General features: G+C 68.2%; 19 protein-coding genes and 1 pseudogene. 12 read left to right on the forward strand and 8 right to left on the reverse strand.

Annotation, left to right across the window (positions count from 1 at the left end; all coding sequences use genetic code 11):
• Nucleotides 1-226 precede the first annotated feature (226 nt).
• The 8 genes from E3T48_RS03220 to E3T48_RS03255 all read left to right on the forward strand — a co-directional run bounded on the left by E3T48_RS03220 (nt 227) and on the right by E3T48_RS03255 (nt 7,956).
• Nucleotides 227-586: an ArsR/SmtB family transcription factor gene (locus tag E3T48_RS03220; RefSeq protein WP_134522422.1), complete on the forward strand. Its 360-nt coding sequence runs from the start codon at nt 227-229 to the stop codon at nt 584-586.
• A gap of 214 nt (nt 587-800) precedes the next feature.
• Nucleotides 801-1,049 carry a heavy-metal-associated domain-containing protein gene (locus tag E3T48_RS03225; RefSeq protein WP_134522423.1) on the forward strand — a complete coding sequence of 83 codons (249 nt, stop codon included), beginning with the start codon at nt 801-803 and terminating at the stop codon, nt 1,047-1,049.
• Nucleotides 1,046-3,367, forward strand: coding sequence for a heavy metal translocating P-type ATPase (locus tag E3T48_RS03230; protein ID WP_134522424.1), 2,322 nt, complete (start codon nt 1,046-1,048; stop codon nt 3,365-3,367). Before E3T48_RS03225 ends, E3T48_RS03230 begins: the two co-directional genes overlap by 4 nt.
• 77 nt (nt 3,368-3,444) lie before the next feature.
• Entirely contained in the window at nt 3,445-3,954 is a 510-nt protein-coding gene (locus E3T48_RS03235) for a hypothetical protein (RefSeq protein ID WP_134522425.1), read from the forward strand.
• Nucleotides 3,955-4,391: 437 nt separating this feature from the next.
• The gene (locus E3T48_RS03240; RefSeq protein ID WP_166789611.1) at nt 4,392-5,075 is read left to right on the forward strand and encodes a M23 family metallopeptidase; all 684 of its coding nucleotides are present in this window, start codon (nt 4,392-4,394) and stop codon (nt 5,073-5,075) included.
• 105 nt (nt 5,076-5,180) lie between these two features.
• Nucleotides 5,181-6,074 (forward strand): prolipoprotein diacylglyceryl transferase, encoded by an 894-nt coding sequence (gene lgt / locus E3T48_RS03245; RefSeq protein WP_134522427.1) that lies wholly within the window; start codon nt 5,181-5,183, stop codon nt 6,072-6,074.
• Nucleotides 6,075-6,193: 119 nt separating this feature from the next.
• Nucleotides 6,194-6,370 (forward strand): hypothetical protein, encoded by a 177-nt coding sequence (locus tag E3T48_RS03250; RefSeq protein ID WP_241986604.1) that lies wholly within the window; start codon nt 6,194-6,196, stop codon nt 6,368-6,370.
• Between the two features lie 74 nt (nt 6,371-6,444).
• The gene (locus E3T48_RS03255; protein WP_134522428.1) at nt 6,445-7,956 is read left to right on the forward strand and encodes a multicopper oxidase family protein; all 1,512 of its coding nucleotides are present in this window, start codon (nt 6,445-6,447) and stop codon (nt 7,954-7,956) included.
• 108 nt (nt 7,957-8,064) lie between these two features.
• Here E3T48_RS03255 and E3T48_RS03260 read toward each other — a convergent pair whose 3' ends face one another.
• From E3T48_RS03260 to lnt, 4 genes are all read right to left on the reverse strand, one after another.
• The gene (locus tag E3T48_RS03260) at nt 8,065-8,346 is read right to left on the reverse strand and encodes a DUF2933 domain-containing protein (protein ID WP_134522429.1); all 282 of its coding nucleotides are present in this window, start codon (nt 8,344-8,346) and stop codon (nt 8,065-8,067) included.
• Nucleotides 8,343-11,606: a beta-phosphoglucomutase family hydrolase gene (locus E3T48_RS03265; protein WP_134522430.1), complete on the reverse strand. Its 3,264-nt coding sequence runs from the start codon at nt 11,604-11,606 to the stop codon at nt 8,343-8,345. Before E3T48_RS03265 ends, E3T48_RS03260 begins: the two co-directional genes overlap by 4 nt.
• A gap of 3 nt (nt 11,607-11,609) precedes the next feature.
• The gene (locus E3T48_RS03270) at nt 11,610-13,859 is read right to left on the reverse strand and encodes a heavy metal translocating P-type ATPase (protein ID WP_134522431.1); all 2,250 of its coding nucleotides are present in this window, start codon (nt 13,857-13,859) and stop codon (nt 11,610-11,612) included.
• 85 nt (nt 13,860-13,944) lie between these two features.
• On the reverse strand, nt 13,945-15,597 hold the full coding sequence (gene lnt, locus E3T48_RS03275; RefSeq protein WP_420898344.1) for an apolipoprotein N-acyltransferase: 1,653 nt from the start codon (nt 15,595-15,597) through the stop codon (nt 13,945-13,947).
• A 208-nt stretch (nt 15,598-15,805) separates the two neighbouring features.
• Here lnt and E3T48_RS03280 point away from each other — a divergent pair, with 208 nt between their 5' ends.
• The 4 genes from E3T48_RS03280 (at nt 15,806) to E3T48_RS03295 (ending at nt 17,821) form a co-directional block, all read left to right on the forward strand.
• On the forward strand, nt 15,806-16,171 hold the full coding sequence (locus tag E3T48_RS03280; protein WP_134522433.1) for a hypothetical protein: 366 nt from the start codon (nt 15,806-15,808) through the stop codon (nt 16,169-16,171).
• A 2-nt stretch (nt 16,172-16,173) separates the two neighbouring features.
• A complete protein-coding gene (locus E3T48_RS03285; RefSeq protein WP_134522434.1) occupies nt 16,174-16,389 on the forward strand; it encodes a hypothetical protein in 216 nt (71 codons plus the stop codon).
• Complete coding sequence (locus tag E3T48_RS03290; protein WP_134522435.1) at nt 16,386-16,622, forward strand: hypothetical protein; 237 nt, start codon at nt 16,386-16,388, stop codon at nt 16,620-16,622. Before E3T48_RS03285 ends, E3T48_RS03290 begins: the two co-directional genes overlap by 4 nt.
• A gap of 473 nt (nt 16,623-17,095) precedes the next feature.
• Nucleotides 17,096-17,821, forward strand: coding sequence for a M23 family metallopeptidase (locus tag E3T48_RS03295; protein WP_134522436.1), 726 nt, complete (start codon nt 17,096-17,098; stop codon nt 17,819-17,821).
• A 28-nt stretch (nt 17,822-17,849) separates the two neighbouring features.
• On the opposite strand, the gene E3T48_RS03300 is transcribed toward E3T48_RS03295, so the two are convergent.
• The 4 genes and pseudogenes from E3T48_RS03300 to E3T48_RS03315 form a co-directional block, all read right to left on the reverse strand.
• On the reverse strand, nt 17,850-18,191 hold the full coding sequence (locus tag E3T48_RS03300) for a CHY zinc finger protein (protein WP_241986606.1): 342 nt from the start codon (nt 18,189-18,191) through the stop codon (nt 17,850-17,852).
• 9 nt (nt 18,192-18,200) lie between these two features.
• On the reverse strand, nt 18,201-19,634 hold the full coding sequence (locus E3T48_RS17035) for a TetR/AcrR family transcriptional regulator C-terminal domain-containing protein (RefSeq protein WP_206751160.1): 1,434 nt from the start codon (nt 19,632-19,634) through the stop codon (nt 18,201-18,203).
• A 95-nt stretch (nt 19,635-19,729) separates the two neighbouring features.
• Nucleotides 19,730-19,858 (reverse strand): annotated as a pseudogene (locus E3T48_RS17580) (TetR/AcrR family transcriptional regulator); the annotation flags it as partial.
• Nucleotides 19,859-19,926: 68 nt separating this feature from the next.
• The coding region (locus tag E3T48_RS03315) for a sterol carrier protein domain-containing protein (RefSeq protein WP_174844126.1) at nt 19,927-20,691 on the reverse strand (765 nt) is incomplete at its 5' end.

The following is a 20,691-nucleotide window of genomic DNA, read 5'->3' on the forward strand; positions in this document are numbered from 1 at the left end:
GGGGGGGGGGGGGGGCGGCAGGCGCTTGCCGCCCGAGATCGACCTTTCCGGTCGAGGCCGACCGGCAGACCGGTCAACCTCGACCGAAAAGGTAGATCTCGGCGGGGATCTCGGGCGAGAAGGAGACTAGACCCGGTCGGAGACTGGCAGAGAGGCGGCGATGGGCCTCGATATGAAGTCTTCCCATGACATCGATGGATGTCAATTTATGGGGGATACTGTCCACATGTCGTTCATTGAGATCCAGACCGCACCGGCGGGCCCGGCGGATGCCGCCTGCTGCGCCCCGGCGACCCGGGGTGCGATCGGGCCGGAGGCCGCGGAGAAGCTGGCGAGGTCGCTCAAGGCCCTGGCCGACCCGGCACGACTGCGCCTGGTGTCGATGGTGGCCGCCCACGCCGACGCCGAGGCCTGCGTCTGCGACCTGACCGAACCGCTCGGACTCAGCCAGCCTACGGTGTCGCACCACCTCAGGGTGCTCGTGGAGGCCGGACTGCTGACCAGGGACAAGCGCGGCACCTGGGCGTACTACCGCCTCGTGCCGGGAGCGCTCGACTCGCTCGCGGCGCTGCTCGTCGCGGTCTGACCGGATTCCCGTCGGTCGGGCCTGCGTTCCGTCGGCGACCGATTGAAGTCGCTGTGGTCATGGTTGCTTCCCTGATGGTTCGGCGTGAATCACTCGTCCCGATGCCATTCACTGTATACCCCCGGGTGGTATCCTAGGTCGGGAAGGAGTATGATTTCCAGTACCCCCAGGGGGTAGGTCACACTCCTGGGGGACCGTACCGATTGAAAGAGATATGAACAGCATGGACGCAACGAACAAAGTCATCAGCAGCTATGGGGTATCCGGAATGACCTGCGGGCATTGCGTCGGCAGTGTCACCACGGAAGTGGGCCGGTTGGCGGGTGCGGAGAACGTCACGGTCGATCTGGTTCCCGGCGGGGTCTCGACGGTCTCCGTGGAGAGCGCCGCGCCCCTCGACCGCGAAGCGGTGGCTGCGGCAATCGACGAGGCAGGTTACGAGCTGGTCGCTGAAGCGCGATGAGCGGCCAGCAGGTCGATCTCCTCGTCAGCGGCATGACCTGCGCCTCATGCGCGACGAGGATCGAAAAGAAACTCAACCGGATGGCCGGGGTCGAGGCAACCGTCAACTTCGCCACCGAGAAGGCTCGCATCTTCGTGCCGGAAGGCACGACGGTGGCGGATGCGATCGCCACGATCGAGGCGACCGGCTACTCGGCCAAGCTTCCTCGCCCGGTCGAACAGAAGGAGCCGGACGCGGACGAGGCTGAAGCGCCCGATCCCGAGCTGCAGAGCCTGCGGAACCGGCTGATCATCTCGACGATCCTGGCCGTGCCCGTGATTGTCCTGTCAGCGATTCCGCCGCTTCAGTTCATCAACTGGCAGTGGTTCGCCCTCATGCTCGCCGCCCCGATCGCGGTGTGGGGTGCCTGGCTGTTCCATCGCGCGGCGTGGATCAACATCCGCCACGGCGCGACGACGATGGACACGCTGATCAGCGTCGGTGTGCTCGCCGCCTTCGGCTGGTCCCTCTACGCGCTGTTCTTCGGAACCGCGGGGGATCCCGGCATGACGATGGGGTTCGAGTTCACGGCCAGGCCCAAGGGTGGGGCCGCGGACATCTATCTCGAGGTCGCCGCCGCGGTCACCGTCTTCCTGCTGGCCGGCCGATACTTCGAAGCGAAGGCGAAAAGAAGCTCCGGCGCAGCCCTGAAGGCCTTGCTCGAATTGGGGGCGAAGGAAGCCACCGTGATGCGCGACGGCGAGGAGGTTCGGATTCCGACCGCTTCGCTCGAGCTGGGAGACCTGATCATTGTGCGTCCGGGCGAGAAGATCGCCACCGACGGGGAAGTCGTCGAGGGCAACTCGGCGGTGGATGCCAGCATGCTCACCGGTGAGGCCGTGCCCGTTGAAGTGGGCCCCGGCGACGCCGTCGTCGGTGCGACGCTCAACGCCGGGGGTCGGCTCGTGGTTCGGGCAACCCGGATCGGCGCCGACACCGAACTCGCCCAGATCGGACGTCTCGTCGAGCAGGCACAAACCGGCAAGGCCGACGTTCAGCGCCTGGCCGACAGGGTGTCCTCGGTGTTCGTGCCGATCGTGTTCGCGCTGGCCCTCGGCACGCTCGTCGTGTGGCTGCTGCTCGGCGTCGGCCCGGAGCTGGCGTTCACGGCCGCGGTGGCGACGCTGATCATCGCCTGCCCGTGCGCGCTGGGTCTGGCGACACCGACTGCTCTGCTGGTGGGAACCGGGCGTGGAGCGCAACTCGGCATCCTGATCAAGGGACCGCAGGTTCTCGAGTCGACCCGGCGGGTCGACACCATCGTGCTCGACAAGACCGGGACCGTGACCACCGGGCGAATGACGCTCGCCGCTGTCTTCCCCGCGACCGGTGTCGACGAGGCACAGCTCCTCCGGCTGACCGGGTCTGCGGAAGACGGGTCTGAACACCCGATCGCCGCGGCGATCGTGGCGGGGGCGAAGGCCCAGGTCGGTGCCCTTCCGGCAGCGGAATCATTCACCTCGGAGCAGGGATTCGGCGTGCAGGCGCTCGTCGAAGGCCACCTTGTGCTGGTGGGACGTCCGCGGTGGCTCGCCGAGCAGTGGAGCATTGAGCTCCCCGCCGAACTCCGGACCGCTCTTGACGCGTCCGAGGCGCAGGGGCGGACCGCGGTCGCCGTCGCGTGGGATGGACAGGCCCGCGGCATCCTCGCCGTGTCCGATGTGGTCAAGCCGACCAGCAGGGCGGCGGTCGCCGAGTTCCTCCGTCTCGGCCTGCGACCGATCCTGCTGACCGGTGACAACGAGATCGTCGCTCGAGCGGTCGGCTCGGAAGTCGGGATCACGGAAGTGATAGCCGGGGTGCTCCCCGCGGAGAAGGCGGATGTCATCCTCGCGCTGCAAAAAGAGGGACGCGTCGTCGCGATGGTCGGCGACGGTGTCAACGACGCCGTGGCGCTCGCGAGCGCGGACCTGGGCATCGCGATGGGAACCGGCACGGACGTCGCCATCGAGGCCGGGGACCTGACCCTGGTCAGAGCCGACCTTATCGCGGCGGCGGATGCGATCCGGCTGTCCCGACGCACGCTGACGACGATCAAGGCCAACCTGTTCTGGGCGTTCGCCTATAACGTTGCTGCGATCCCGCTGGCGATGTCGGGACTGCTCAATCCGTTGATTGCCGGAGGGGCCATGGCGTTGTCTTCGGTCTTCGTGGTGACCAACAGCCTCCGGCTGCGGGGATTCCGTGGGCTCAAGGTCGCCACCACCCTGGTCGAGGCCGGAAGGACCGGTGCTGTCGCGGACCACCGCGGATCGGATGCTCGCCGCTCTCTCAGCTAAGCCCATGGAAGTCCGATACTGTGTGGGGGTATGTCCCGTTCGGGGCCTGCACCAATCGTCGTCCTAGTGGAGGTGGCATGGCCGGGAACAGCGCTCCGGCCATGCCCCGCTCCGGCGGCCGTGCCATTTCGGTGCTTATCCTTGCCGTCCTGGCCGGGGCGGCAATGCTCATCGCCCTCCTGGCGATGCACGCTACGAGTGGCACCCTCCCCGCCGTGAGCGGCGACTCGTCGCGGTCCTCAGATTTGTCATCCGGGCCGGCCCAGTCTGTTTCGCCCGTCCCGTCGGCCGAGACGGGGATGATCACCGAGGCGGCAGTGGTCAGCCTCCCCATCGCCGCCGCGGCAGCGCGAATGCTCGCGATGACCGCGGGCTCCACGCCGGAATGTGCGCGGTGCACGCCGGATTGCGCCCTGGTCGCGATGATCTGCGCGCTCCTCCTCACCGTCGCCGCGCTGATCGGATTCGGGCCAGTGCTGAAGCATCAGGTGGCGCGTAAGGCCGGTGTCCTCGTGCGCCGGACTGTTTCTCCGCCTCCGCACATCTACCGGCCGAGCCTGACCGTCCTCTCGATCAGCCGCACGTAGACGGCGGCGCCCGCGCCGCGCCATCGCCGCCCGTCGATTCTGGTCACTCCCGATCTCCCTCCGAGGGACCAGATCGTGGATGCGATGCCCAGTCCAGCCTCCGCTGACCGCTGACCGCAGTCCCCGGAGAGGGACGATCAACGCCACGGCGCACAGGCCTCGTCGCAGCCAACAGCCCTGTCCAACCGCTCCGCGGGCACGAAAGCCGGGGGATCTCGACCCGTCGGACCAGGTGCCCGCCCTCTACCTCCGCGCCATTGCGCGTGCAAGGAACGCCAACAATGCAGAGTCACTCTCACCCCACCCGACGTCAGCTTCGCGCCGCCGAAGGCCGCCGACCTGCCCGGGATCGAGCCACGGCCCCCGCCATTGGGCACAAGCCCGCCCCGCGCAGGACACACACGTCTCACCGGAGGCGTGTCTTCGGATTGGCCGCAATGACCTTCGCCGCGCTCCTCACCGTGAGCGTCTCTGTGCCCGCGCTGGCCGTCAACCCGTCCACGCCGGTCACCTGGCAGGCGGCCGCCTCGCCAGGCCGGCCCCAGACCCTGGCGATGTCCGCGAATGGCGTCATCGTCGTGCAGCGGGACGGATTCACCATCGGCCAGATCCCGAAGCCGAAGCCCAAACCCCAACCCGCGGCCGTGGGGAACTTCCGGACCGCCGGGACGTACGTCAACTATCCCGACTCCCCGATCCAGTGGCCGTTCCCGGTGGGGGTGCCGATCAGCACCTACTTCGGTCCCCGAGAAGCGCCATGCGCCGGATGCTCGACGTTCCACAAGGGACTCGACATGAACCCCGGGGTGAACACACCCATTCAGGCGATGGCAGACGGTGTCGTGCGAGAGCTGTCGGCGACGGACAACGGTGGTCTGGGGGTGTACGTCATCGTCGACCACATGATCGGTGGCCGGCTCGTGAGCAGCCTCTACGCCCACATGGCCGAGGGTTCGCTCACGGTGGCTGTCGGCCAACCAGTCCTCGTCGGCCGGCAGATCGGCAACGTCGGCAATACCGGTCAGAGCACCGGGCCGCACCTCCACTTCGAGGTTCTGCTCGACGGCCAGTCACCGACAGATCCGTTCGCGTGGCTGACGGAAAGAGTGCGTTCGCCATGACCGGAAACCCCGTGGACGCGATCGCCGTGAACACCCCGTGATTTTCTCCCAGGCTCCCGGATTCCGGGGCCACCACCACCTCACCCAGGAAAGCATGCACGGCCTATGAACATCCTCACCAGCATCCCCAGCCCCGGCATCAGCTTCATCGAGCTCGGGCCGTTCCGACTACATTTTTATGCGCTGTTCATTCTCACCGGCATCGTTCTCGCCGTCATCCTGACGTCACGGCGGCTCAGCCGCCGTGGAGGGGAACCGGGAATCGTCCTGGACATCACCCTCTGGGCGGTCCCGTTCGGAATCGTCGGCGGCCGGTTCTACCATGTGATCACACACCCGAATGACTACTTCTTCCCGGGCGCAGATCTGTGGAAGACCCTGTATGTCTGGGAAGGCGGACTGGCGATCTTCGGCGCCATCGTGTTCGGAAGCCTCGGTGCGTACATCGCCTGCCGCCGAGCGGGACTGCGTTTCTTCTCGTTCGCCGACGCCGTTGCGCCGGGCATGCTCCTCGCCCAGGTGTTCGGCCGCATCGGCAACTACTTCAACCAGGAACTTTTCGGCACGCCGACCACCCTGCCTTGGGGACTTCAGATCGACCCGTCCCAGCCCGCCTTCCCGGCGGGGCTCCCGGCCGACACGCTCTTCCACCCTCTGTTCCTGTACGAGATGATCTGGAACCTCATCGGCGTCGCGGTCGTCCTGCTCGCCGACCGCCGCTTCGACCTGCGCTGGGGAAAGGCGCTGGGCCTCTACCTGATCGTCTACGGCACGGGGCGGACCTGGTTTGAGTCCTTCCGCCTCGACCCCACCGAATTCGAGCTGCTCGGGGTCAAGATCAACATGATCACCGCGGCCGTCCTTGCACTCGCCGGCCTTGTCCTGATCATCGTCCAATCGCGGCGTCACCCCGAACCCGAGGTCAGCCCCTACCTTCCCGGCCGCGAGTGGTCCGAGCAACCGCGCCCGGTCGACACGGCACACGTGCACCACGAATAGGTCAGAGATTGGAGAACAAGATGGCACATCCCAGAGGGAAGTCAACGCGGGCGGGAGCGCTGCCGGCGCCAAGCGCGGAGGAAGCGGCTCGCCGAAACTACCGTCGCAAACGGAGATTTGTGCGAACCGGCCAGGCAATCATGCTCGTCGGCGCCCTCGTGGCCGTCGTGCACTGGCTGACCCACATCGAAGCGTTCGGACCGGAACAGCCGGCCGTCTGGCTTGACCTTGTCGCGGGCTATCCGATGGCGGGAATTCTGCTCATCGTGGGCGGGATCACCGCCGGGAAGAAGTAGGCGATCGCTCGCCGACCGACAATCCACCTGACAAACACGCCTGACAAAGACACTTGACGAAAACAGAGGACCCCATGCACCAATCGCTCACCCGACGCTCCTTTCTCGGTGCCTCGCTCGCTACCGCGACCACGGCGGCACTCGCTGCCTGCAGCGGACCGTCATCGTCATCCGGTTCCGTCGTCCGGATCATGCCGACCGATCCGATGATCGCCAGGTTCGAGGCGAAGCGCGCCGCCACCGGCCGAACGACCAGCCAGCAGTTGACGGCGGGGACATTCGCGGCGAGCATCGCCGGAACGGCCGTGACGACGTGGGGCTACAACGGCGCACTGAACGGTCCGCTCATCCGAGCCCAGGTGGGTGACCTCCTCGACGTGGCCCTGACCAACGCCCTCACCGAGGCGACGACGGTGCACTGGCACGGTCTGGCGCTCCGCAACGATGCCGACGGCGTCCCGGTCCTCACCCAGAAACCAGTGCTGGCCGACGCCGACTACAGCTACCAATTCCGGCTCAACCGGCCGGGGACGTACTGGTATCACTCGCACGTGGACACGCAGCGGGAGCGTGCCCTCTACGGCGCCCTCATCATCGACGACCCGAAGGAGCCGCTGCTCTATGACCAGGAGTGGGTGATAGTGCTGGACGACTGGCTGGACGGCATCACCGGAACCCCCGAAGAGGTCCTCGAGGAGCTTTCGATGGGGACGGGGATGGCGGGGATGGACATGGGCGCGAGCATGAAACACATGCTCGCGGGCTCCAAGAGCGACTATCTCGGCGGTGACGCCGGTGACGTGAAGATTCCGGTGCACCTGCTCAACGGCAAGGCCGCACAGGATGCCGAGGTGATCCAGAGCAGCCCGGGCAGCCGCATCCGTTTGCGCATCATCAACGCGGCCGGGGACACCGCCTATCGGGTCGGCGTGCCAGGGCAAAAGATCACGCTCACACATTCGGACGGGTTCCCGGTTCGGCAGCAGGAGGTCGACGCGGTCGTGCTCGGCATGGGCGAGCGCATCGATGCCCTTCTCACCGTGAAGGATGGATATACTCCGCTCCTGGCCCTCCCCGAGGGCAAGGACGGCAGTGCCTACGGTGTGATCAGCACCAGCGGGGTGGGGGCGGCCCCGGCCGCGGCGGATCTGCCGACGGTCCTGAAGGGTACGGTCACGGACGGCGGGCGGTTGAAGGCCGACGACTCCGTTCTCTTCGAGAAGAAGGCTCCAGACCGCACCCACACCATGCGCCTGACCGGGTCGATGGAGAAGTACGACTGGGGCATCAACGGGAGGAGCTTCGACATGGACAAACCATTCGAGGGTGCCTTCGACATCTCGTTGAAGGACCGCGTGCAGGTCAAGTTCGTGAATGACACCACGATGTGGCACCCCATGCACATGCACGGGCATACCTTCCAGGTGTCCGGCGGCGGGGCCAGAAAGGACACCGTCATCGTCCGCCCCAAGGAAACGGTGACGGTCGAATTCGACGCCGACAACCCTGGACAGTGGATCGCGCACTGCCACAACGCCTACCACGCCGCCCGCGGGATGATCGGTCTGTTCTCCTACGTGCGCTGATCCTCCGGGAGCGGTCCGGCACAAACATCCCCGACCGGCGGCCTTGACCGCCGGGTCGGGGACGTTCGGAGTTCAAGCCGGCGGCGACCGGACCGAAACAATCCCGGCCTACCTGCCGTCTCCGGAGGATTTCGTGCCGTGGACGTGGCCGCTCGCGGATCCACCACCGTGGTTGTGGCCCTTGTGCATGAACAGGTGCATCCCCATCACGAGAATGATTCCGGCGTAGGGAAGGGCGGCGAGAACGTGCGGCCAGTGGTCGGTGATCAGGTAGAAGGCAAGCCCCGCGACGGCCAGGCCCAGGACGATCCAGCCGTACAGTTTCGTGCGATCGCGGTCGGACCCGGGCGCGCCCTGGGAAGGGACGGGGGCATGCTCGTCGTGGTTCATGACCGGACTCCCACTACCTGGTGTCCGTTGGTGTCCAGCAGATTCTGGCCCATTGACCTTACCTCTTCCTCATTCGATTGGTTTTCGCATTCCTGTTCCGGGGCCAGGGCACCCGATTCCAGGGCGAAGTCCACGCTCTCGCCGCCGGTGAGCATCACCAGACGACCGTTCACTCCGATCCGCACCGGCGGAGCACTGCACCGGTGCAAGTGCACCCGTAGCCTCTCCTGATTCACCGAGACGTCGATCCGCTGGCCGCGATACACCACCTGGAAGGCGAGGCGGTGAAGTCGGGGCGGCAGGCGTGGGGTGAACGTGAGGGAATCCACGTCGGTGTGCAGTCCCGCGAATGCGCGCACCGCCAGGTCGGTGGTCCCGGCCATCGCTCCGATGTGGATGCCCTCCCGGGTGGTCCCGCCCTGGGTGTCATCGAGGTCGGCGACCAGAGCCTCGCGGAAGGCCGCCCAGGCCCGGGGCCGATCGATCCGGGAGAGGACAGCGGCCTCGACCACCCGGCTGAGCGTCGAGCCGTGGGCGGTGCGGGACAGGTAGTACTCGACCGTACGCCGCAGGTCCGCGCCCGTGATGGGGTAGCCGAGCCGGGCCAGCCGGTCCAGGGTCGCGTCGGACCCCAGCAGGTAGAGGAGCATCAGCACGTCGGCCTGCTTGGCCAGCTTGTACCGGTTGGTCGCGTCGCCTTCAGCCTCCAAAATGAGGTCCAGCCGGCCGACGTTGCCGTACGTCGCCCGGTAGCGAGCCCAGTCCAACTCCACCAGATCGTCGAAGCCGTCGAACTGGCTGATGATGCCGTTCGAGTGGAACGGCACGGCAATGCGGCGACTGAGATGCTCCCACCGGGACACCTCCTCCGGGCGGATGCGCAGCCGATCGGTCAGGTCGTCGCAGGAGTGACCGGCAAGGACGGCCAGGGCGTCGCCGGCCCGCTCGCAGACCCAGGAAACGAGGACATTCGTGTACGCGTTGTCGCGGACTCCCTCGCCCGGCGCGTCGGGATACCCGTCGTGGTACTCATCGGGACCCATCACTCCCGAGATGTGGAACCGGTCCGAGTCCGGATCGTAGTCGGCCAGCGAGGAGAACAGTCTGGCCACTTCGACGATGATTTCCGCACCGCGGCTGGACAGCCATTCACGGTCGCCGGTGACCTGGAAATGCTGCCAGGCGTTGAAGGCGACCGCAAGGCTGACGTGTCTCTGACGGCGTGAATTGTCGGGCATCCAGCGGGCCGACCGAGTGTTGAAGAGCTGCCGGGGAGTCTCTTCCCTGCCGTCGCTGCCGCTCTGCCAGGGGAAGAGCGCGCCAGCCAGGCCGGCTTCGCGGGCCGCATCCCGCGCCGCGTCGAGGCGGCGCCAACGGTACTCGAGCAGGGCGGCGCTGACGTCGGGTCGTCGGAGCCCGATCACCGGGAGAACGAACAGCTCGTCCCAGAAGACGTGACCCCGGTAGCCCTCGCCGTTCAGGCCGCGGGCCGGGACGCCCGCGTCGAGAGCCGCGGTATGTGGAGACACGGTCTGCAGCAGGTGGAACATGTGCAGGTTGAGAATGAGCTGGCTGTGCCGGTCGGCGTCGATGGTGACCGCGAACCTGTCCCAGAGGCGCCCCCAGGCTGCCCGGTGGGCGTCGAGGAGGCCGCTGACCCCGTTCGCGCTGCGCGCCAGCTCGGCCAGGGCACCCAGGCCGGGTGTCGCCGTGGCCGGGTCCCTGGAGGTGAACGTGGCGGCGGTCTTGGCCACGGTGGCCGACCGACCGTCGTGCAGCTGGACGTCGAACTGCCGGGTATGCCGCCCTCCCGCTGTACTCGTCGTCTGGCCGCTGATGGTGGCGTCTCCGGTCACGGTGGTGCGAACGGCCAGGGCGAGGCGCACGTGGCTGCGGAGAGTCTCGACCTCGCACAGGACCGTGTCGACGTCCGTTTCCTCAAAGCTCGGACCGGACAGATGCTGCCCCGCCGCGCCGTCGTACCCGGGGACGTTGGTGTTCGAGACGGCGCCGTCGATCCCGGCGCGGACGCTGATCCGTCCGCTCCAGCCCTCCGGGGTGACCGTCGTCTCGAGGGCGGCGAGGTGGGGGCTGGCCATGGACACGAGACGCCGCTGCACCACCGTCAGCCGCCGGCCGCCGGGCCCGGTCAGGGTCGCATGGCGGGTCAGGACCCCGGCACGCAGGTCCAGTTCGTGCCGCTCCGTGCCGGTCTCCGCCTGGTCGGCCGACCACCACGGCCCGGAGCCGATGCGCAGGTCGAGCGGCAACCAGTTGGGAGCGTTGACGAGGTGTTCCTCCTCCATCCGGTTGCCGTGCGCGGTGCGCACCATCCGGTTGTAGATGCCGGCCAGGTAGCTGCCTGGGTAGTGGATGCCGTCGGCGCTGCGCTCGGGCCGGGCGCCGCGGGTGGCCTGGTAGCCGTTGCCGAGGGTGGTCAGCGTCTCGCGATGCCCCTCATGGCCGGGATCGAAGCCCTCGTAGACGAGGAGCCACGGGTCGGTGCGGGCGGCGCCCAGATCAAGCTGGCCGACGTCCCCGAGAACGAGGTCGGCTCCCGCGGCTTCGAGCTGGTCGCGGTGCCCGGTGCGGTCGATCCCGACCACCAGTCCGAATCCCCCGCGCCGGCCGGCCTCGACGCCGGCCAGCGCGTCCTCCACGATGGCGGTCCGTTTCGGCGACGCCCCGAGCCGCCGAGCCGCCTCGAGGAACATCGCCGGGTCGGGCTTGCCCGCCAGGGCGAGCTCCCGAACGGCGGTGCCGTCGATGACGACGTCGAACAAACCGTCCAGGTGCGCGTTCGCCAGGATCGGACGGGCGTTCATGCTCGCCGTCACCAGGCCGACGGGTACCCGGCCGGCCCGCAGCCGGTGGAGCAGGGCGGTCGTGCCCGGGTACGTCCTGACCCCGTCCCTGGCCAGTGCGGCCAGGAAGGCCTGGTTTTTTCTGGCGGCGAGGCCGTGGACCGTCCACGCCGCCGGCGGGTCCTCCGGCAGCCCGACCGGCAATTCGATGCCGCGCGAGGCCAGGAAGGCGACGATGCCGTCTTCCCTGGCACGCCCGTCGACGTAGCTGCGGTAGTCCGCATCCCTGTCGAAGGGAAGCCGACTCTCGTTGCCCGTCAGCCGCGGGTCCGTCAAGACCGAGTCGAAGAGTTCCTGCCAGGCCGTGGCGTGGACGGAGGCGGTATCGGTGACGACCCCGTCCAGATCGAACAGGACCGCATCGAACGGGTTGCCGAATCGATCGCCGTCGTTCATCGTCTACCTGGCGACGACCGGTGCCGGAGTGGGCGCCGCGTCCCCGTTGCCGGCGGCGCTCGGAAGGTGAAGCCGCTTGAGCAGGAGGGCGTTGACTGCGACGATGACGCTGGAGCCGGACATGGAGATGGCCGCGATTTCGGGGCTGAGTCGGATGCCGAGGCTGGGGAAGAAGACGCCGGCGGCGATGGGGAGCGCGATCACGTTGTAGCCGATGGCCCAGCCGAGGTTCTGGCGCATCTTGCGCAGGGTGCCCTTTCCGATCCGGAGGGCCACCGGGACATCGAGTGGGTCGGACCGCATCAGGACCACGTCGGCTGTGTCGATGGCGACATCCGTGCCGGCGCCGATGGCGATGCCGAGGTCGGCCTGCGCCAGTGCGGGTGCGTCGTTGACTCCGTCGCCGACCATGGCGACCCGCTTGCCGGTCGCCTGGAGTTCCTTGATCTTCGCGGACTTGTCTTCCGGCAGGACCTCGGCGATGACGGTGTCGATCCCCAGCCGGGACGCGATGCGGGCGGCGGTTGCCTCATTGTCGCCGGTGAGCATGACGACCTGGATGCCGGCGTCATGCAGGGCGGCGACGGCGGCGGCGGCGGTGTCGCGAACGGCATCGGCGAGGGCGATCACGCCGTTGGCTTTCCCGTCGACGGCGACGAGGACGGCGGTGCGCCCGGTCGCGGCGAGTTGCTCGCGGGATTCGGCGACGGGGCCGATGTCGATGCCCTGGGCGAGCATGAGTTTGCGGTTGCCGACGAAGACCTTGTGGCCGTTGACGGTGGCGCCGGCGCCGTGGCCGGGCACGTTGCGGAACTCGGAGGCGGTCAGGACGGCGGCGCCCTGGGCGGTGGCGTAGGTGACGACGGCGCCGGCGAGGGGGTGCTCTGATTCTCGTTCGACGGCTGCGACAAGGGCGAGGAGTTCAGTCTCGTCCATTCCGATCGCGACGAAGTCGGTGACTTCTGGTTTGCCCTGGGTGAGGGTGCCGGTCTTGTCCATCACGACGGCATCGATGCGGGCCGAGGTCTCCAGGGCGGTGGCGGTCTTGAAGAGGATCCCGCGCTTGGCGCCGAGTCCGGTGCCGACCATGATCGCGGTCGGGGTGGCGAGCCCGAGGGCGTCGGGGCAGGTGATCACGACGACCGTGATGGCGAAGAGGATGGCGGTGGGCACGGTGGCCCCCATGAGGAGCCAGGCGAGGAGAGTCGCGGTGCCGCCGATGAGGGCGACGAGGACGAGCCAGAATGCGGCACGGTCGGCGAGGCGTTGGCCGGGGGCTTTGGAGTTCTGGGCTTCCTGGACGAGGGCGACGATTCGGGCCAGGGCGGTATCGGCGCCGACCGCGGTCGCGCGCACCCTGAGGGTTCCGGTCGTGTTCACGGTTGCGCCGATGACGGGCGAGCCGACAGATTTGCCGACCGGGAGGCTCTCCCCGGTGACCATGGACTCGTCGATGTCGGATTCGCCGTCTTCGACGATTCCGTCGGTGGGGATCTTGGATCCGGGACGCACCATGAGCAGGTCGCCGGGGATGACCTCGGCGGTGGGGACCTCGACCGGTTCGCCGTCGCGGATGACGAGCGCCATCGACGGGGCGAGTTCGAGCAGGGTGCGGACGGCGTCGTTCGCGCCGCCTCTGGCGCGCATCTCGAACCAGTGACCGAGCAGGACGAAGCTGGTCAGCACGGTCGCGGCTTCGTAGAAGACGTCGCCGCCGCCGGTGAGGGTGACGACCAGGCTGTAGACCCAGCCGGCGCCGACACCGACGGCCACCAGGACCATCATGTCGAGGGTGCGAGCGCGCAAGGCACGGACGGCGCCGTCGAAGAAGATCCAGGCGGAGTAGAAGATGACCGGCAGGGACAGGATCAACGCGAAGACATCGTCGCGGAGCCCGAACGGGGCCGGCGCGGTGAAGCCGAACACGTCGCGTCCGATCGGCGACCAGAGCGTGATGGGGATCGACAGGACGGCCGCGAGGATGAACCGGTTCCGCATGTCCTTGACCATGCTGTCCATCGACATGCCGCTGTGGCTGCCGCCGTGGCCCATGGTGTCCTGCATTGTGCGTTCGGGCGGTGCTCCCTTAGCGCCGGCCATCGTGGAGTGGCCCATCGTCGAGTGGTCCATTTTGGAGTGGTCCATCGGTCCCATCTTTTCCGTCTTGCCCGTCGTGCCCGACTGTCCCGAGGCGGCGTGACCGCCGGACATGCCGGAGGCGCCGGACGCCGTGGATGTGGATTCCTCGCTCATGCGAATCTTTCCCTTCAAGAATCGAACGCCGCCGTGAGGCGGCAGCGTTACGCGACAACACCAACTGTATACCCCAAGGGGGTATCTATTGAAACCGCAGAGGTCGGTGAATTGTTCCCGACCGGCGCCGGACAGCGCCGAGAAGGCACAGCGTCAGGCCGGCGAGACCGAGCCCGGAGACGAGCCATTCGATGCCGCGGCCGACCCGCATCGCGGGGGTGACGGTGTCGCTGAGTGGCACGGTCTGCACCATGGCGCCCGGTTCCCAGGTGGGCAGGCTGTCGAGGGTCTGTCCGTCGGGCGTGATGATCGCACTCGAGCCGACGGTCGAGATGTTGACGACGGTGCGACCGGTCTCGATGGCGCGGAGCCGGGCGATGGCGAGCTGCTGCACGCTTTCGTCGGTGCGTCCGAAGTCGGCATTGTTCGTCTGGGCAAGAATGATCTGTGCCTTCCCGTCGATCATTTCCCGGACCAGTTGGTCGTCCGCGATGTCGAAGCAGATGGCGATCCCGGCCAGGATGCCGTTGAGGTCGAACACGTTGCTGCGCGTGCCGATCTCGTAGTCACGCCAGACGAGGTCGACCAGTTCCGGCGCGAAGGGGCGCCAGAAGGCCCGGTCCGGCATGTACTCGGCGAAGGGGACCGGGTGCACCTTGTCGTAGAGGCCGACGGCGCCCTGGCCTGCCTTCCACAGTAGGGAGGAGTTGTAGAACTTGCCGTCGCGCTCCGTGATCGTGCCGGTGACAAGAGGCGCGTTCATCGCCCGGCTGATGTCGTCGCTGACCCTGGCGGCATCCGCGGACCGGGTCGGGTCGATGTCGCTGCTGTTTTCGGGCCAGACCACGAAATCGACCTCTTCGCCGATGAGTGGCAGAGTCGCGGAGGCGTGGTCGGCCAGGATCTGGCCGGGCGCATACCGCGCGAAGAGGCCGGCGTCCGAGGCACCCTGAACCGCCGCGAGACGAGTGCTGCCCGTCTGGACGGTGGGCCAGGCCGGGATCGCCAGCAGCACGGCGATGGCGCCGACGGCGATGCCTGAGCGGACGGTGCGCCCGAGCCGGCGCTCCCGGAGCAACTGCACCATGAGGGCGCTCAGCCAGACCACAATGAAGCTCAGACCGGACATGCCGACCCAGGCGGCGAGGGAGCCGAACGGGCTCTCCGATTGGGAGAGGGCCACCCGACCCCAGGCGAATCCGCCGTAGGGCCACACCGCCGTGAGCGCCTCCCGCGCCGTCCAGAGCCCCGCTACCGTCGCCGGGACGAGCCCGAGACGCCCGAGAGCGCTCGGCCAGATCCGGGGCCCGTGCCGCAGGACGACGGCGATCACGGCGAGGCTGAGCCCGAAGAAAATGGCCTGCAGGATGGCCAGGGCCAGCCACGGGACCGGCCCGAGGTAGAGCGTGAGCCAACTGATGTGAATCAGCCAGAACGACAAGCCGGCCACCATTCCGACCAGCAAGCCGGCCCCCGGTCCGCGACCCAGCAGCGCCAGGAGCATGAGGGCCACCCCGACCGGGGCGAGAACCCACCAGCCGCGATCCGGGAAGCCGCCGTCGAGAATCGCTCCGGCACCGGCGGCGAGCAGGACCGCTGCCCAGAGCGGCAGGGCCGGTGGGCCCGGGACGGAAGTGCCGACAGGGGCGTCATTCGTTCGTCGACGCTGCGCCGGCGGCTGTGCGGGGCGCGGGAAAGGAGGCGCCTCCTCCGTGCGGTCGATCAGGGCTTCGCTGATGCTCTCTGTCCTCTCGGGGTGGCACTCTCACCGGCTGGCGCGCTGCGCTCGGCCCGATCCGCCGTGGACCATCCTCAGGGCCGGACCTGCTCCGCACGAGCGTACCTGACTCTCCGCACCGGACTTCCTGTGTGTTGTCCTTGGGTGCCCCACGAGCCGGAGGACCACTACTACTATGAATGATAGTAGACATGAAATGGAGGCGCTCATGCGCACACGAATCTGGATTTCCTCGATTGCGATTGCAGGGCTGCTCGCGGCCGGCGCGGCGGCACCCGCTTACGCCGCCGAGGAGCCCGCTCCGGTCTCTGCGGCCCCGAGCTCGGCGCCGGTGGCCGCCATGGCCACGATGCACAAGGAGATGATGAAGGACATGAAGGGCATGAAGGACATGAAGGACATGAAGGGCATGGCTGACATGGCCGACATGGCCGACATGGCTGACATGGCTGACATGGCCGACATGGCCGACATGGCTGACATGGCCGACATGGCGGCGCACGAGCAGATGATGGCCCACCATTCGGCCGACCCGACCGCGTCGACGCACGCGCACGAAGGCCACGGAGAGTAACCGTGAGCACGGTCTTCTACACGCTTGCCTTGCTCGCCTGCCCGGTGGGCATGGGTCTGATGATGTGGTTCATGATGCGCGGCAAGCACAAGGACGGCGCGGCGGCACCCCTGTCGCCCGACGACGCGGCCGAGCTGACCCGGCTGCGGGCCGAGGCCGACCAGTTGCGCGAGAGCCCGAAGGACAGGCACCCGGCGCCCGCCACCGGCGTCAGGTGACCGAACTCATCCTGCCGGCGGGAATTCTGCTGGCGTCGCTGACGCTCACCTACTTCTTCTGCCTGCGCCCGATGCGCACGGGGAAGTGCGCCATGGGCCACGCCGCCCCGGGGATGGACCACTCCGCGTCGTCCTCGAACGACGGAGCCGAACTGGCCCGGCTGCGCGCAGAGGTTGAGGTGCTCCGCGGGGCGCCTCTCGGCGGCAGGGGCGGGACGACGCCCCGAGCCTGACCTGGTCGCATCCGCCTTCACCCACTACGACCGAAAGGAGGCAGCGATGTCCGCTTGTTGCACACCCGCTTCTGACGCTCCGCACGAGTGCGGCGAGGACTGTACCTGCTGCTAGGACGTGACGACCAGGAATCCCGACCGGCGCGTGCCGGCCGGGATTCTTGAGTGCGCGCTCCATCCGTGTGCCGTACCGCCCCAATCGCAAGGGTCACCGTTCTCTCAGGGTTACGAGGTATTCTCAGTTATGGCGCGCTTCGAACACTCCTGTGGCGCGCCCAGGGTCCCTCCGACCGAGGTGAACCGTTCCGGAGGGTTCCACCCCCGGATCGGGAACGCCGGGTCTGCGTGAGGATCCTCATTCACCCGACCCGCGTTGCCGCGCCTACGAGAGATGATCACCATGCCCTTCCGCACCGTCCAGAACCTTGTCCGCACGTCGTCGGGGGCCGCCTGTGCGGAGGCGTAACCCGCGGGTGTCGGGGCGGACCCGGGCATCCGTCGTCGTCTCGATGGGCCTCGCCTCGCTTCTGGCCGTCATTGGCGCGGTCCCGGCTCAGGCCACGGAGCTGGGCGTCGCCGGTGGACTGCCGACCGAGTTGAGCGCCGCCGCGGCAGGCGCTGCGGCCGAGCCGCCGCAGCGTCTGCCGGAGATCTCCGCAGTCTCCCCGCTTGTGCAGCGGGACGGGTTCTCGGTCGCGGAGGCGCCGAAACCCGTCCCCGTCCCGGTGACGCCGCAGTTCGCGAGCACGGGCGTCAGCGCGGTCAGTGGGGCGTATCGGTGGCCGTTCCCCACGGCCGTTCGCATCTCCGACACCTTCGGACCGCGCATCGCGCCGTGCGACGGATGCTCATCCCTGCACAAGGGCCTCGACATGAACGGCGGCGAGGGGGCGCCGATCGGTGCGGTCGCGGACGGCGTCGTGCGACAAGTGACCGACTACGACGACGGCGGAATGGGAGTGCACGCCATCATCGACCACACGGTGGATGGCCGGCTGGTCAGCAGCGTCTACGCGCACATGTCGTCGGGTTCGCTCTCCGTGAGTGCGGGCCAGACCGTTGTCGCCGGCCAGCAGGTCGGCAATGTCGGCAGCACGGGCCAGAGCACGGGTCCGCACCTGCACCTGGAGATTCTCCTCGACGGGGTCACCCCCACCGATCCCTTTGCCTGGCTCACGGAACGGGCCGGTCCGCAGTAGCGCCCTCGCGACGGGTCGGCGCACCGGCTCAGGCCGGCGGGGCCTGAACCTCGAAGTACAGGTGGGCGTGCGCGCGGCATCCGTCATTGAACCCGGCCAAGCAGTGCGGGCACCTGGTGACCTGCCGGTATTCGGTGATGCTCAGGATGCCCCGGCAGGCGCCGCAGAGGATGGCCGGCTCTGCCCACTCCGACTCCGGCCACTGCCCGGCCGGGTGGGTTTCCCCGGCCGCGTGGCACTGGAAACAGGGATAGAACCGGCCGCAGCAGGCGAACTTGATCGCCACGATGTCCGCCGAAGTGCGGTAGTGCACGCAGCGCGTCTCGTCGTCGACGGTCTGGCCGAACACGTGCACGCCGAACACCCGCACTGATCCGTCCTACTTCGCGGGGGCAACCTGGGCGGCGACGAAGTCCGAGAACGTGGTCGGGTTGTCGAGGGCGCCCGTGTAGGTGACGCCGTTCACCAGCACGGTCGGCGTGCCGCTGACCTTCTCGATGTCGGCATCCGGCAGCGGGCCCGCCAGCGCGCGCTTGGTGGCGGCGCCCAGCCAGCTCGCGAACGTGCGGTCGGTGATGCAGGAGGCCACCTTCTTGTCGGTGACTCCCGCGCTCTTGACCAGGCTGGTCAGTTCGGCGTCGGTGAGCCCGGTGGTGTTCTCCTTGGGCTGGCTGGCGAACAGGGCGGTGTTCACGGCGAGGAAGTCGTCGGGCTGGTAGTTCGCCACGCAGGCGGCCGCGTTGGCGGCGCGGGTGGGGTATTTGCTGCCCGCGGAGGCCGAATCGAGGATCGAGATCGGGTGGAACTCGAGCGTGGCGTTCCCGGCCGTGACCCAGCTCGCGATCTGCTCGCCGTTGGTGGCCTCGAACTGGCCGCAGAACGGACACAGGTAGTCGACGTAGACGGCGATGTTCGCGGTGTCGGTGAGGGCGGTGCGGTCGGTCGCGATCGGCTTGGCATCGGCCGCGAGGGCCTTCGTCGGTGTGGCCTGGATGGCCGACCCGTCGCCGGTGAGCAGGATGCCGTCGCTGGCCATGTTGGCCGGACCGGCCGCCGCCGAGCCGACGCTGTTCACGATGACCAGGGCGACGATCGCCGCGACGGCGAGCAGGCCTGCTCCGATTCCACCGCGCATGAAGAGGCGTTTGCGGTTGTCGCGCTTCTGCTGCTCCTCGCGCATGAGCCGGGCGCTGTCGCGCGCCTGCTCCCGGCGGTCCTTCTTCGGGGGGACTGGCTTGCCGTAGGCGTTGCTGTTCATTGAGCTGTGCACCGTTTCGTCTGGGCTGATACTTCGGTTCAAGGTTACGGCGTGCGCCTCTGGGCGAGGTACGCCGCGGCTGTGAGGCGGCTGTGAGCCAGGGTGCTGGTCGGCGCCCAGCATGGTCGCGAGCCCGTCGAGTACGAGGTCGAGCCCGACCAGGAACTCGTCACCGTAGAAGTACCCCGGCTTCAACACGTGGTCGGCCGTGAGCTCGGCCAGGTAGGGGTATTCGCTGCGGGGCAACTGCGCCAGCATGATCGCGGCCATCGCCGCCGTTTCCTCCGATGTGGTGAAGGGCAGGCTCTTCTCCTCCATCGCAAACCCGTAGATGTAGCTGTCGACGGCCGAGAACGCGTGGGCCGTCTTCTCCACCGAGAACCCGCCGTTGCGGAAGGTTCCGATCACTCGGTCATGGTGCCGGAGGGTGGCCGGTCCCGGATTGGTCCCGGAATCTCGCACGGTGGTCGCCCAGGGGTGACGGGCCAGGACCTCACGGAAGGAGATCGACCGCTTGCGGATGGCGCTCTTCCAGTCGTCGCTGTGCGACGGCAACTCGATCTCGCCGAAGATCGCATCGGCCTGCCGTTGATCAGGTCGTCCTTGTTGGCCACGTGGTTGTAGATCGACATGGCCTCCACGTTCAGGTCGTCGCCGAGGCGCCGCATGGTGAGCGCCTCAAGCCCCCCGGTGTCGGCGAGGACGATGGCTGCGGCGATCACCCGCTCGCGGTTGAGGCGGATTCGGGGCGCTGGCGCTGCCTTGCGCGGTGATGCCATATCGGTCTCCCACCCTTGCCTTACGACGTACACGTATCTGACTTACAAGATAAACCTACAACGAGACGTCAGAACCAGGTGCTCAGGTGCGGCGGCTGAATGGTGTGGAACGCGGCGTCGAGGCGCGCGGCGGCATCCGTGCTGCCCTCGCTGAGCCGGCCTGCCCGGGCGAGGGTGACCGCGCTCGTGCCGCCGAGATAGAGACTGGCCAGGTCCGCGGCGGACAGGGAGACCCGCACATCGTCGGCTGCGGCTTCGGCTGCGGCTGCGGCCGGTCCGCTCACCGGTCGGGCGTCGCCGCGGCCGTGCTCGTCCACCGTGAGCCGGAACTCGCCGTCGGCGAAGCCGAGGTCGTCGCTCACCGTGAGGTGGAAGGTGCCGGGCGCGGAGTAGCGGCGCCGGCCGAGCACGACGGGCAGGTCGAGGATGCGCAGCCAGAGGTGGTCGCGCTCGTCGGTCTTGCGCAGGGCGCGCGGGTCGGCGACCTGCCAGCGGACGGGCTCGGCCACGCTGCGGAGCGGGGCTGCGATCTCGCTGACCAGGTCCATCTCGAGCAGGAATCGCCAGAGCCCCGCGTAGGCGTCGTCGGTCGCCGCGACCAGGTCGGCGAGCTCGAGCCGGGCCGGGTAGCCGTTCGGCCCGAGGGCCACCCGGTAGAGGGCGAAACCCTGGGGGATGCCGTCGGCGTCGTCGAAGCGCACGGCGCGGAGGGTGAGCCCGGGTGTGCCCGGGTGTGCCGGCATCAGGCCGAGCGCCTGCCGCCACCAGCCTTCCCGGCGGTCGACCTCGCCGGCCGCCCCGGCCAGCGCCCGCGCCCGCGCGAAGACGGGCGG

Origin of the sequence: Cryobacterium fucosi (assembly GCF_004403515.1) — a bacterium.
GTDB classification, from domain to species: domain Bacteria; phylum Actinomycetota; class Actinomycetes; order Actinomycetales; family Microbacteriaceae; genus Cryobacterium; species Cryobacterium fucosi.

Excerpts from the sequence above, each read along its gene's own strand:
- E3T48_RS03255 (WP_134522428.1), top strand. The coding sequence starts at position 6,445 with ATGCACCAATCGCTCACCCGACGCTCCTTTCTCGGTGCCTCGCTCGCT.
- E3T48_RS03225 (WP_134522423.1), top strand. The coding sequence starts at position 801 with ATGAACAGCATGGACGCAACGAACAAAGTCATCAGCAGCTATGGGGTA.
- E3T48_RS03220 (WP_134522422.1), top strand. The coding sequence starts at position 227 with ATGTCGTTCATTGAGATCCAGACCGCACCGGCGGGCCCGGCGGATGCC.
- E3T48_RS03230 (WP_134522424.1), top strand. The coding sequence starts at position 1,046 with ATGAGCGGCCAGCAGGTCGATCTCCTCGTCAGCGGCATGACCTGCGCC.
- E3T48_RS03265 (WP_134522430.1), bottom strand. The coding sequence starts at position 11,606 with ATGAACGACGGCGATCGATTCGGCAACCCGTTCGATGCGGTCCTGTTC.
- E3T48_RS03240 (WP_166789611.1), top strand. The coding sequence starts at position 4,392 with ATGACCTTCGCCGCGCTCCTCACCGTGAGCGTCTCTGTGCCCGCGCTG.
- lgt (WP_134522427.1), top strand. The coding sequence starts at position 5,181 with ATGAACATCCTCACCAGCATCCCCAGCCCCGGCATCAGCTTCATCGAG.
- E3T48_RS03270 (WP_134522431.1), bottom strand. The coding sequence starts at position 13,859 with ATGAGCGAGGAATCCACATCCACGGCGTCCGGCGCCTCCGGCATGTCC.
- E3T48_RS03280 (WP_134522433.1), top strand. The coding sequence starts at position 15,806 with ATGCGCACACGAATCTGGATTTCCTCGATTGCGATTGCAGGGCTGCTC.
- E3T48_RS03260 (WP_134522429.1), bottom strand. The coding sequence starts at position 8,346 with ATGAACCACGACGAGCATGCCCCCGTCCCTTCCCAGGGCGCGCCCGGG.
- E3T48_RS03235 (WP_134522425.1), top strand. The coding sequence starts at position 3,445 with ATGGCCGGGAACAGCGCTCCGGCCATGCCCCGCTCCGGCGGCCGTGCC.